Annotated in this window: 7 protein-coding genes, 1 pseudogene and 1 riboswitch; of the genes and pseudogenes, 2 read left to right on the top strand and 6 right to left on the bottom strand. The window is 77.5% G+C overall.

Annotation, left to right across the window (positions count from 1 at the left end; all coding sequences use genetic code 11):
• Positions 1-113: 113 nt before the first annotated feature.
• The 6 genes and pseudogenes from ACLQ22_RS15540 to ACLQ22_RS15515 all read right to left on the bottom strand — a co-directional run.
• Positions 114-2291, bottom strand: a pseudogene (locus ACLQ22_RS15540) (VWA domain-containing protein); the annotation flags it as partial.
• Positions 2288-5956 (bottom strand): cobaltochelatase subunit CobN, encoded by a 3669-nt coding sequence (gene cobN / locus ACLQ22_RS15535; RefSeq protein ID WP_425692890.1) that lies wholly within the window; start codon positions 5954-5956, stop codon positions 2288-2290. The gene cobN and the pseudogene ACLQ22_RS15540, both read right to left, overlap by 4 nt.
• A 486-nt stretch (positions 5957-6442) precedes the next feature.
• A riboswitch (cobalamin riboswitch) is annotated at positions 6443-6572 on the bottom strand.
• 404 nt (positions 6573-6976) lie between these two features.
• Entirely contained in the window at positions 6977-7069 is a 93-nt protein-coding gene (locus tag ACLQ22_RS15530; protein ID WP_425692889.1) for a hypothetical protein, read from the bottom strand.
• A 71-nt stretch (positions 7070-7140) separates the two neighbouring features.
• Positions 7141-8391: an MFS transporter gene (locus ACLQ22_RS15525; RefSeq protein ID WP_425692888.1), complete on the bottom strand. Its 1251-nt coding sequence runs from the start codon at positions 8389-8391 to the stop codon at positions 7141-7143.
• 167 nt (positions 8392-8558) lie between these two features.
• Positions 8559-8894 carry a hypothetical protein gene (locus tag ACLQ22_RS15520; RefSeq protein WP_425692887.1) on the bottom strand — a complete coding sequence of 112 codons (336 nt, stop codon included), beginning with the start codon at positions 8892-8894 and terminating at the stop codon, positions 8559-8561.
• A gap of 180 nt (positions 8895-9074) precedes the next feature.
• Positions 9075-10295 carry an MFS transporter gene (locus tag ACLQ22_RS15515; RefSeq protein WP_425692886.1) on the bottom strand — a complete coding sequence of 407 codons (1221 nt, stop codon included), beginning with the start codon at positions 10293-10295 and terminating at the stop codon, positions 9075-9077.
• A 157-nt stretch (positions 10296-10452) separates the two neighbouring features.
• On the opposite strand from ACLQ22_RS15515, the gene ACLQ22_RS15510 reads away from it, so the two are divergent.
• A complete protein-coding gene (locus ACLQ22_RS15510; protein WP_425692885.1) occupies positions 10453-11439 on the top strand; it encodes a LacI family DNA-binding transcriptional regulator in 987 nt (328 codons plus the stop codon).
• A gap of 342 nt (positions 11440-11781) precedes the next feature.
• The gene (locus tag ACLQ22_RS15505) at positions 11782-12483 is read left to right on the top strand and encodes an alpha/beta hydrolase (RefSeq protein WP_425692884.1); all 702 of its coding nucleotides are present in this window, start codon (positions 11782-11784) and stop codon (positions 12481-12483) included.
• Positions 12484-12611 lie beyond the last annotated feature (128 nt).

Here is a 12611-nt window from a genome sequence, read left to right as displayed (position 1 = left end):
GCGGTGGCGATCTTGGTAGGGGCGGGCCCCCGTGGGGGCCGTTCCTTGCCAAGATCCACGGCGGACCGGTCGTGCGGGCCGGGACGGGGTGCCAGCGCGGGCGCCGGGCGGCCGGTGGCGAGGGTGGTCAGGGGGGCGGTGGCCACCTCGTCGAGGCGGTGGTGGGCGGCGTCCAGTTGGGCGGCGAGGCGGCGGGCCAGGCCCAGGCGGACCGGGCCGCTCTCGCAGTCGACGACGACGCAGGGCGCGCCGGTGGCCGCGAGCACACCCGCCGCGCGGGCCGCCCGGTCGAGCGGGCGCTCGCCGGCGGTGGCCCGGCCGTCGGTGACGACCAGCACCAGGGGGCGGCGGCGGGGATCGCGCAACCGCTCCAGCCGCAGCAGGTCGGCGGCGGCGAGCAGCCCCTCGGCCAGCGGCGTGCGCCCGCCGGTGGGCAGCTCCGCCAGCCGGACGGAGGCGGCGAGCACCGACGAGGTGGCCGGCAGCAGCAGCTGCGCGGCGGCGCCCCGGAAGGCGACCACCGCGACCTTGTCCCGGCGCTGGTAGGCGTCGGTGAGCAGGGCGAGCACGGCCCCCTTGACGGCGGCCATCCGCGTCCGGGCGCCCATCGAACCGCTGGCGTCGACGACGAAGAGCACCAGGTTGCCCTCGCGCCCCTCGCGGACGGCCTCCCGGACGTCGCCCGGGCGCAGCCGCAGCGGCCCGCCGACCCGGCCGCGCGCGGCCTGGTGCGGGGCGGCGGCCCGGACGGTCGCCGGCAGGTGCAGCGCGCCGGCCCGGCCGGTCGGCACCCGCGCCCCGGTGGTCCGTCCGCGCCCGGTGCGGGCCCGGGAGCGGCGGCCGGGCACCCCGTCGCCGACCCCGGGCGCGGTGAGCAGCCGGGCCTTCAGGCCCTGCCGGGGTACGGCCACGGCCTGCCCGTCGCCGGAGCGGCCGTCCGCCGGCCGGGTCCGGCCGGGGACGCCTTCGCCGCCCGGGTCCCCGGCGTCGGGCGGGCCGGTCGAGGTGTCGGCCGAGCGCCCGGTGGCGTCGTCGCCACCGCCGGCCCGGTCCGGCCACGTGCCCTCGCCGCCGTCCCGGCCGGTGTCGCCGTCGCGCCCGAGGTCCGGCGCGTCCGCGCCGGCCGGCGTGGTCCCGTCGGCGTCGCCGGGGTCCGGGGCGCCGCCGGCCCCGGCCGGGCCACCGTCCGGGCCACCGGGGCCTCGGCCGCCGGGTCCGCCGCCGCCGTCCGGGCCGGAGTCCGGGCCGTCGTCGGGGCCGCCGTGCTCGTCGGGGTCGTCGTCGCCGGCCCGCTCGAGAGCCTCGTCCAGGCGCTTCTCGTCGAGCCCGGGAGCGTCGAACGGGTCCCGGCGACGCCGGTGCGGCAGGGCCAGCCGGGCAGCGACCCGCACGTCCTCCACCGTGACCGCGTCCCGGCCGTGCCAGGCGGCGTGCGCCAGCGCCGTACGGGCGGTGACGATGTCGGCGCGCATGCCGTCCACGTCGAACGCGGCGCACACCTCGGCGATGCGGCGCAGCGCGGCGTCGGGCAGCAGCACGTGCTCCAGCCGCTGCCGGGCGGCGGCGACCCGGCGGGCGACCTCCGCGTCGGCGTCGGCCCAGCGGGCGGCGAACCCCGCCGGGTCGGCGTCGGCGGCGAGCCGGCGGCGGACCACCTCGACGCGTACGGCCGGGTCGCGGCTGGCGCCGACCTCCACGGTCAGCCCGAACCGGTCCAGCAGCTGGGGGCGCAGCTCCCCCTCCTCCGGGTTCATCGTGCCGACCAGCAGGAACCGGGACGCGTGGCTGACCGAGACGCCCTCGCGCTCGACGTGGCAGCGGCCCATGGCGGCGGCGTCGAGGAGCAGGTCGACCAGGTGGTCGTGAAGCAGGTTGACCTCGTCGACGTAGAGCACCCCGCGGTGGGCGGCGGCGAGCAGGCCGGGCTCGAAGGCGCGCACCCCCTCGCCGAGCGCCTTCTCCAGGTCGAGCGAGCCGACCACCCGGTCCTCGGCCGCCCCGACCGGCAGCTCCACCAGCCGGGCGGGACGCCGCTCGGCGGCCGACGCGGCCGGGTGCGGCCCGTCCGGGCAGGACGGGTCGGGGGCGGCGGGGTCGCAGGCGAAACGGCAGCCGGCCACCCGGTCGACCGGCGGCAACAGCGCCGCCAGGGCCCGTACGGCGGTCGACTTGGCGGTGCCCTTCTCGCCGCGCACGAGCACCCCGCCGATCGCCGGGGAGACGGCGTTGAGCAGCAGGGCCAGCCGCATGTCGTCCATGCCCAGCACGGCGCTGAACGGGAAGGTGGTCATGAGCGTTCCTCCAGGTCGCCCTCGCTGGCCAGGTACGTCTCGCGGAGCCGGTCCAGGGTGGCCGGCTCGGGTTCGGCCCACAGGCCCCGGTCGGCCGCCTCCAGCAGCCGCTCGGTGATGCCGCGCAGCGCCCACGGGTTCGACTGCTCCAGGAACTCCCTCGTGGTGTCGTCGAAGACGTACGCGGCGCTCAGGTGCTCGTACATCCAGTCGTCGACGACGCCGGCGGTGGCGTCGTAGCCGAACAGGTAGTCGACGGTGGCGGCCAGCTCGAAGGCGCCCTTGTAGCCGTGCCGGCGCATCGCGGCGATCCACTTCGGATTGACCACCCGGGCCCGGAACACCCGCCGGGTCTCCTCGCCGAGGGTGCGGGTGCGCACGTCGTGCGGCATCGCCGAGTCCCCCACGTACGCGGCCGGGGCGGCGCCGGTGAGGTGGCGGACCATCGCCACCATGCCGCCGTGGTACTGGAAGTAGTCGTCGGAGTCGACGATGTCGTGCTCGCGGGTGTCCTGGTTCTTGACCGCCACGGCGATCCGGGCGAAGGAGCGTTCCATGTCGGCGCGCGCCTCCCGCCCGTCCAGCCCCCGGCCGTAGGCGTAGCCGCCCCAGACGGCGTACACCTCGGCGAGGTCGGCGTCGCTGCGCCAGTTGCGGGCGTCGATCAGCGGCAGCAGCCCGGCCCCGTACGCCCCGGGCTTCGAGCCGAAGACGCGGGCGGTGGCCCGCCGCTCGTCGCCGTGTTCGGCGAGGTCGGCGGCGACGTGCGCGCGCAGGAAGTTCTGCTCGGCGGGCTCGTCCAGGGCGGCCACCAGCCGCACCGCGTCGTCGATGAGCGCGACCACGTGCGGGAAGGCGTCGCGGAAGAAGCCGGAGATGCGCACGGTGACGTCGACGCGGGGGCGGCCCAGCTCCGCCGTCGGCACCACCTCGACGCCGGTGACCCGGCGGGACCGGTCGTCCCACGTCGGGCGGCAGCCGAGCAGGGCGAGGATCTCGGCGATGTCGTCGCCCTGGGTGCGCATGGCGCTGGTGCCCCAGACCGTGAGCCCGACCGAGCGGGGGTACTCCCCGGTGTCGGCGAGGTGCCGGGCGAGCAGCGAGTCGGCCAGGGCCACGCCGACGTCCCAGGCGTTGCGGCTCGGGATGGCCTTCGGGTCGACGGAGTAGAAGTTCCGGCCGGTGGGGAGCACGTTGACCAGGCCCCGGGTGGGCGAGCCGGACGGGCCGGGCGGCACGAACCGCCCGTCGAGCGCGCCCACCACCCGATCGATCTCGTCGGTCGTACGGTCCAGGCGCGGCACCAGCTCGGTGGCGGCGAAACGGAGCACCGCGGCGGCGTCCGGTACGGCCCGCCCGGCCACCTCCCCGACCACCGCGTCGACGGCGTCGGCGTCCCAGCCGAGGGTCTCCATGCCGACGACCAGCCGGCGGGCCAGGGCCTCGATGAGGTCGACCGCGTCGGCGGCGGTGACGCCCGGCCCCTCCACGGTCTCGGTCAGCGCCTCGGGCACGGTGAGCCGCTCCCCGGGGGCGGCGAGCAGCGCCTGCTCGTCCAGCCCGTACGCGCCGGCCAGCGCCTGCCGCAGGCCGGGCAGCGCGCGGGCGCCGCCCCAGACCTGCGGGGCGCGCAGCACGGCGAGCACGAGGTTGACCCGGGCCTCGCCGGTGGGCGCGGCGGCGAGGATGTGCAGGCCGTCGCGGATCTGCACGTCCTTGACCTCGCACAGGTAGCCGTCGAGGTGCAGCACGAAGTCGTCGAAGTCGTCGGCGTCGGGCATCCGCTCGGCGTGCAGGTCGTGGTGCAGCTCGGCGGCGCGTACCAGCTCCCAGATCTGGGCCCGCAGGGTCGGCACCTTGGCCGGGTCGAGGGCCTGCACGGTGGCGTACTCGTCGAGCAGCTGCTCCAGCTTCGCCAGGTCCCCGTACGTCTCGGCGCGGGCCATCGGCGGCACGAGGTGGTCGACGACGACGGCGTGCGCGCGCCGCTTGGCCTGCGTGCCCTCGCCGGGGTCGTTGACGATGAACGGGTAGACCAGCGGCAGGTCGCCGAGGACGGCGTCCGGGGCGCAGTCGGCGGCCAGCCCGAGGCCCTTGCCGGGCAGCCACTCCAGGGTGCCGTGCTTGCCCAGGTGCACCACGGCGTCCGCGCCGAACCCGCCGTCGGCGACGGGCGCGGCCAGCCAGCGGTACGCGGCCAGGTAGTGGTGGCTGGGCGGCAGGTCCGGGTCGTGGTAGATGGCGATCGGGTTCTCCCCGAAACCGCGCGGCGGCTGGATCAGCAGCACCACGTTGCCGAAGCGCAGCCCGGCGAGCACGATGTCGCCGCCGTCGGTGTAGAGCCCGCCGGGCGGCTCGCCCCAGTGGGCGAGCATCCGTTCCCGCAGCTCCGCCGGCACCTGCGCGAACCACCGCCGGTACGTCTCCCCCGGCACCCGCGCCTCGGCGGCGCCGAGCTGCTCCGGGGTGAGCCACTCGACGTCGTGGCCGCCGGCGGCGATGAGGGCGTGGATGAGCGCGTCGCCGTCGTCGGGCACCGGCGCGTCGCCGAGGTGGTAGCCGGCGTCGGCCAGGGCGGCGAGCAGCCGCACCGCCGAGGCGGGGGTGTCCAGGCCGACGGCGTTGCCGACCCTGGAGTGCTTCGTCGGGTACGAGCTGAGCACGACCGCGAGCCGCTTGTCGGCCTGGGGCACGTGCCGCAGCCGGGCGTGCCGCACGGCGATGCCGGCCACCCGGGCGGCCCGCTCGGGGTCGGCGGCGTAGGTGGACAGCCCGTCGGCGTCGATCTTCTTGAACGAGAACGGCACGGTGACGATCCGGCCGTCGAACTCGGGGATCGCCACCTGCATCGCGGCGTCCAGCGGGGACAGCCCGGCGTCGCTGGCGGCCCACTGCTCGCGCGTGCTGGTCAGGCAGAGCGCCTGGATCACCGGCACGTCCAGGGCGGCGAGCGCGCCCACGTCCCAGGCGTCCTCGTCCCCTCCGCCGGAGGCGTCGGCGGCGACCGTGCCGCCGGCGGCGAGCACGGTGACCAGCAGGGCGTCGCAGCGGGCGAAGAGCCCGAGCGGCCCCGCGCCGGCGGTGAGTCCGCGCAGCGAGCCGCAGTAGATGGGCAGCGGGTCGCCGCCGGCCGCGTCGACCGCGTCGGCGAGGACGTCGACGAATCCGGTGTTCCCGGCGAGGGCGTGCGCCCGGTAGAAGACGATCCCGACCGTCGGCCGGTCCGGCCGCGCGGGCCGCTCGCCGTGGATGCCGTACGTCGGGGTGGGCGCGGGCGGGGCGAAGCCCTCGCCGGTGAGCAGCACCGTGTCGGAGAGGAAACGGGCGAGCTGGGCGAGGTTCTCCGGCCCGCCCTCGACCAGGTAGGCCAGCGCCTGGGTGGCCACCCCGGAGGCCACGGTGGAGGCCGCCATCAGCTCCGCGTCCGGCACGTTCTCGCCGCCGAGCACGACCGTCGGCACGCCGGAGGCCAGCACCGCGGCCAGCCCGTCCGGCCATGCCTGCCGGCCGCCGAGCAGGCGTACGACGGCGAGGTCGACGCCGTCGAGCAGCGCCGGCACGGCGTCGGCGGCGACCCGGGCGGGGTTGGCGAGCCGGTAGTCGGCGTCGCTGGCGCGGGCGGCGAGCAGGTCGGTGTCGGCGGTGGACAGCAGCAGGATGCGCACGGACAGCTCCGGAGAGTGACGCCCGGGTCGACGCGGGACGACCGGGCGATGCGGGGATGGGCGCGGTTCAGCGGGTACGACGGGCCGGTGGCCCGCTCACCGGCGGGCCCGCGGGGTCGGGCGGCGCGGTGCGGGCGTCAGCGGTACGCGGTGAGGGCGCGCCCGGTCACGGTGGCAACCCGGCCGGGCACGGCGGCGACCCGGCCGGTCACGGTGCGGGCGCCACCGGGTGCCGGGCGACCGACGGCGGGCGCGGTGCGGGCCGGCGGGCGCGCGGCGGCCCGGCGACTGGCCGGCGGCGCGGAAATGCGGCTTCGTGCGGCGATGCGGCCTTGTGCGGCGATGCGGCCGCCCGCGGGAGAGCTGCCGCCAGCGGGGCCGCTGGCACGGCCGGGCACGATGCAACGATGATCGTCGATGGGGGAGACGCGGTGCGTCATCGGGTCCTCCTCGGGTGTCCACGCCCTGGAATCACTCCGACGGCCGAAGTATCCTGGCTCCCGGATCGACGCTCTCCCCCGGCCTTCCAACCGCGCACGCACGGCCGTGACTCGCGAGGGGGGATCGCTCCCCGGTGACAGTGGCGGGACCGCGCCGGAATCGCACCGGCTTCCTTCACTGCCGTCAGGCCGCGAATGCTGCCACACCCCGGGCCGCCGGTCAACGCCACCCCACCCCGGCTCACGGCACCTCGTATCGATCGACGAGGAACGATCGCGACGCCCATTCAGGCACGCCTTTCGCATTGTCGTCGGCCGATGTAAGGTTCGGGCCGTCGAATACGGCGACGGCGGCCCCGGAACGCGCACGGGCCGAGCGTCCCGGCATCCGCGCGCACCCCGGCGCCCGCGTGCCGTTCCGCTTCCCGAGCAGGCAGGCTGCGGCGCGCGGGAGGCGTCCCCGCCCGCCCGACGTGGTGACGGGGACCTCGACCACGGTCGACGTCGGCTCACCGGTCGGCGAGCCCCGATTCGTAGCCCGCGATGACCGGTTGCGCCCGGTCGCGGGCGGCCAGCTTCGTCAGCAACCGGCCGTCTTCACGGTGCCCCGGCTGAGCTGCAGGTGCCGCTCGATCTCGGCGTTGGACGTCCCACGGGTGATCAACGTCAACACCTCCCGCTCCCGCCGGTCACCCCGTCGAGCCGTCCGGGCACCCGCCGGGCGGCCGGCGGACGTCCTCCCCGTCAGGCCGGATCGCCCGGCGCGGTGGGGCGGGACGCGACGCACCAGGCGGCGGTCGCGGCGACCGCCACCGTCGCGCTGAACAGGAAGGGGGCCCGCATGCCCAGGCCGGCGGCCAGCGCCCCGCCGGCGAGAGCCCCGAGCGCGGTGCAGCCGTAGGAGAGCATCCGGGAGGCGGCGACCACCCGACCGAGCAGGTCGCCGGGCACGAGGCGTTGCCGGACCGACAGCGCGGCCACGTTGAGGACCGCGAACGACGCGCTGGTGGTGACGACGACGACCACCGCGGCGATCCGGTGCGGCGCGACGGCCAGGAGGGCCGGCGTCCCGGCCGTGACCGCCATCGACCAGGCCAGCACGGCACGGTGCCGGAACCGGCCGATCAGCCGGTCGGCGACGAGGGAGCCGGCGAGCCCGCCGGCCGCGCCGGTCGCCAGCAGCAGGCCGAAGCCGAGCGCGCCGAGACCGAGGCTCTGCCGCGCGTACAGCACGAAGATCGCGAACCAGGCGCTGTCCGCGGCGGCGACTGCCGCGCCGACGACCACCAGCGTACGGAGCACGGGTTGCCGGGCCAGCCACCGCAGCCCGGCGAGCGCCCCGCGCCTGGCCGGGTCGGCGGCGGCGGCGCTCCGCCCGTCCCCGTCGGCGCCCGACCGTGCCGGGCCGGGGCGGGCCAGGCTCAGCGGCAGGGACAGCACGAGCATGAGGGCCAGCGCGAGCGAGGCGCCGTTGACGGCGAAGGGCAGCGCCGCGCCGACGACGAACAGCATCGCCCCGACCGGCGGACCCACGAACTCGTTGCCCACGATCTCACCCGCCACCAGCCGGCCGTTGGCCCGCTCCAACTGTGCGTCGTCCACCAGTCGGGGGATCGCGGTCTGGGCGGCGGTGTCGCGCAGGGTCTCGCCGACACCGAGCAGGAAGGCGGCGGCGACCACGAGCGCGATCGAGGCCACGCCCGTCGCCACGGCCACGGCCACCGCCGCCAGCACCACGATGCGGCCGGCGTCGGCGGCGGCGATCAGTGCACGGGCCGCCCGACGGTCGGCCAGCGCGCCGGCCAGCAGGCCGGTGACCAGCCACGGCAGGAACTGCGCCGCGGCCACCGCGGCGACCGCCACCGGGTTGTCGCTCAGCGCGGCGGCGAGCAGCGGAAAGGCGGCCACCCGGATGCCGTCGCCCAGGTTGGCCAGCGCCGCGGCGGTCCAGAACGTCCAGAAGGGACGGCCCAGCGACCGGGACCGATCAGCCATCGGGGCACCTTACCGCGCCGGGTCCGACGGAGCGGCCCGTGACGGCCGGCGGGCAGCGGGCAGCGGGCCGGAGTGGTCTCGGGCGTACCGGTCGAGGGGGCGTGACGCCCCGGCCGGTCAGCGGGCGTGGCGCTCCGGGTGGTCAGCGGGCGTGGCGCCCCGGCCGGTCAGCGGGCGTGGCGCTCCGGGTGGGCCCGGTTCCACGCCCGCATCCGCTGTGGGTAGCCGGTGCGGGCGGCCTCGTACAGCGGCACCGCGTGCTTGCGGGCGATGGACCCGGCGGCGCGCGGCGAGCCGGTGCGCCGGCGGATCCACTCGCCGTCGTGGGCGATGGCGACCACGGTGGTGTCGGTCGCCGTGGTCTCCGGCTCCAGGTAGAACTCCACGCCCCGGCGGCTGGCCACGAACGCCTCCAGCGCGGCCAGGTCCTCCCGGGTCGCCTCGCGGTCGAGCTTCGTCGGGGTCGCGTCGGCGGCGCGCGGCCGCCGGTTGAACCAGCCCATGCCCGGCTCCTCTCCTCGGCGTCCTCCCAGTGCAGCACCGTCACCTGGCAACCGCCTGCGCCCCACCTGGGAGCCACCTGCGCGCCCCGGTCGTGGCCCCCGGGCCCGCCCTTCGCGGGACGGCGAGCGAGCACGGGCCGGCGGGCGGTGGCTCAGCGGGCCACCTGCCCGGGTGGCCGCTCAGCGAGCCGGCGGGCGGGTGGCCGGCACCAGGGCGAGGGTGGGCAGCAGCAACAGCGGCACGACGAGCAGCGCCCGCAGGGTGCCGACCCGGTCGCCGAGCAGGCCCAGCAGCGGGGGGCCGGCGAGGAACGCCGTGTACCCGATCACGGCGACCACGCTGACCCGGGCCGGCGCCCGCCGCTCGTCGTCGGCCGCCGCGCTCATCCCGACCGGGAAGCCCAGCGACGCGCCGATCCCCCAGAGCGCGACGCCGGCGATCGCCACCGGCCCGGAGCCGGCGAGCACCGCCACGCCCGCGCCGAACGTGGCGAGCAGGATCGTGGCGGACAGCACGGGCACCCGACCCCACCGGTCCAGCGCGACGGTGCCCGCCGTGCGGCCCAGGGTCATGCCAACGACGAAGACACCGAAGACCGCGGCCCCGGCCGCCTCGCTGAGGTCGTGGCCGTCGATGAAGGCCACCGCCAGCCAGTCGTTGGCGCTGCCCTCGGCGAACGCCGACACCAGCACCAGCAGGCCGACGAGCAGGGTGCGGGGCTCCCGCCAGGCGGCGAGCAGTTCGCGGCGACGCTCCGCCGGGGCGGCCGACGCGGAGGCGGTGCCGCTCACGGCCGCCGGCAGGAACGACCGGACGGCCAGCAGCGTGCCGAGCAGCACCACCGCGGCCAGCGCGGCGAGGTGCGCGGCGACCGGCACGCCGAGGCGGGCCGCCCCGGCGCCGAGCCCGGCCCCGGCCACGGACCCGAGGCTCCACGCCGCGTGGAAACGGGGCATGACGGTACGCCCCAGCCGCCGCTCGACCGCCGCGCCCTCGACGTTCATCGCCACGTCGCAGATGCCGGAGCCGTAACCGAGGGCACACAGCCCCACCGCGACCCCGGCCAGGGACCCGGCCAGGGCGGCGACCCCGGTCACGGTCAACCCGGCCGCGACGACCAGGGTGGAGAGCGCGACCGTGCGGGCCGCCCCCAGCCGCTGGGCCACCAGGCCGGCGGTGGGCATCGCGAGCAGCGCGCCGACGGACATGGCGAGCAGGAGCAGCCCGAGCCGGCCCGCGCTGAGCCCGAGCGCGTCCCGGGCGGCGGGCACCCGGGAGAACCAGGTGGCCACGGCCAGGCCGTTGAGCGCGAACACCACGGCCACGCCGGTGCGGGCGGCCAGCACCCCCCGGGGTACGGCCGGGCGCGGCGCGGCGGGCGGGGCGGCGGTGTGGCTCACGATGGCGGTCCTCTCGCCTCGGGTCGTCTGCCGCCCGATCCCACACCTGAGAGCGCTCTCAGAGCAACCCGGCCACGCCCCTTACCGTCAGCGCGCCGGAGAGGGATGATTCGGTCGACCGTCCACGCCGCGACGGCCGAACACGGGGAGGACCGGGATGACGACGACACACCGACCACCGACCCTGGAGGACGTCGCCCGGGCGGCGGGGGTCTCCCGGGCCACCGCCTCGCGGGTGATCGCCGGCAAGGGCTACGCCTCCCCCGCCGCGCGCGAGCGGGTGACCGTCGCCGCCGACCGGCTCGGCTACGCACCGAACCCGGCCGCCCGCGCGCTCGTCCGCGGCACCGGGGTCCGGCTGGTGGTGGCGGTGACCGGCACCACCGCGACGGTCCTCGACGACCCGTACGTCCACCGGGTGCTCGGCGCCTGCGCCCGGGTCTGCACGCCGCACGGGCTCGGGGTGGGGCTGCACTGGCTACCCACCCGGGCGCCGAGCGAGGTGCGCCGGCTGGCCGAGGACCGCGGCGTCGGCGGGGTCGTCCTGATCAACACCACCGAGGCGGTGCTGGACGCGGTCCCGGCGAGGCTGCGCGGCCGGGTGGCCTCGATCGGCATCGGCTCCGCCCTCGTACCGGCCTTCGACGTGGACAACGGCGGCGGCACCGAGGCCGTCGTCCGGCACCTGTACGCCACCGGGCGCCGCCGCATCGCCATGGTGACCGGGCCCCGCTGGCTGACCTGCGCCGGCCGGTCGGTCCGCGCGTACCGGCGGATCGTGCGCGACGCCGCCCTGCCGGAGCGGCTGGTGCCGGGGGACTTCAGCGCCGACCGCGGCCGGGCGGCGGCCCGGGAGGTGCTGGAACGCTGGCCGGACACGGACGCGATCGTCGGCAGCAGCGACGCGACCGCGCTCGGGGTGATCGACCGGCTGCGCGGCGACGGCGTCCAGGTGCCCGGGGACGTCGCGGTCACCGGCTTCGACGACATCCCGCTCGCCGCGATGACCACTCCCGCGCTGACCACGGCGACGCATCCGGTGACGCAGATCGCCACGGCGGCGGCGACGGCCGTGCTGGACGGGCGACCGGTGCCGCCGGCGACGATGTTCCCGTCCCGGCTGGTCCGCCGGGTGAGCGGATGAGCCGGCACCGGCCGGAGCCGCCCCGGCGAGATTTCGGCCCCCTGGACGGGCGCGCCGCCGGCGGGCCGCGGCGGCGAGGGCCGCGCCGCCCGTCGACCACGCTCGTGACTGGTCGCGGCGCCCGCCGACCACGCCCGTGGCCGCGCCGCGCGCCGGTCACGCTCGTGACTGGTCGCGGCGCCCGCCGACCACGCTCGTGGCCGCGCCGCGCGCCGGTCACGCTCGTGGCGGGTCGCGGCGCCCGCCGACCGCGCCCGTGGCGGGTCGCGCCGGTGGGATTGAGCGTCGGGATGGCGGGTAACCGCCGGCGCATGCCCGCCCAGGACGAGGAGCGGTGATCCCGTGGCCGAGCCCGCGCCGCCGCACCGGCAGCCGGAGGAGAACTTCCGGCACGGCCGGCTCGCCGCGCGTCCGGCGCCGCCGACCGCCCTGGCCGCCGCCGGGCTGGCGTCGCTGACCGACCCGCGGGGCGCCGCGCTGGCGATGGTGTACGCCCCCGAGCCGGTCGACGGTCCGCCGTACTGGCTGGTGCTGCTCCTGCACGGCGCCGGCGGCTCGGCCCGGCAGGGGCTGGACCTGCTGCTGCCGGTCGCCGACGCGCACCGCCTGCTGCTGGTCGCCCCGCAGTCGGTGGCGAGCAGCTGGGACCTGATCGGCGGCGAGGGCTTCGGTACGGACGTACGGCGCATCGACGACCTGCTGGCCACGGTCTTCGCCGGCTACCCCGTGGCGCGGGTGGCGTTCGGCGGGTTCTCCGACGGCGCCTCGTACGCCCTCTCCCTGGGTTTGACCAACGGCGACCTGGTCGACGCGGTGGTGGCCTTCTCCCCCGGTTTCGCCGCGCCGCTGGTCACCCACGGCCGGCCCCGGGTCTACGTCTCGCACGGTGCGCGGGACCCGGTCCTGCCGGTGGACGTGTGCAGCCGTCGCCTGGTCCCCCGTCTGCGCTCGCTGGGCTACGACGTCACCTACGACGAGTTCCCGGGCCTCCACGAGGTCCCCCCGGACATCCGCACCAGGGCCGCGACCTGGCTGACCACCTGACCCCGGCCCGCCCGCTCCCGTCGATCATGCGGTTCTGGTGGCCGGTGTGGGGCGGTACGCGGCTTTCGTGAGGCACCACGACTGCATGATCGACGGGGGCGACGGCGGGACTTGGTTAGGATCCGGGC

The organism is Micromonospora sp. DT178 (assembly GCF_049841695.1).
Lineage (GTDB): Bacteria > Actinomycetota > Actinomycetes > Mycobacteriales > Micromonosporaceae > Micromonospora.
This window is presented reverse-complemented; position numbering and strand designations above follow the sequence as displayed.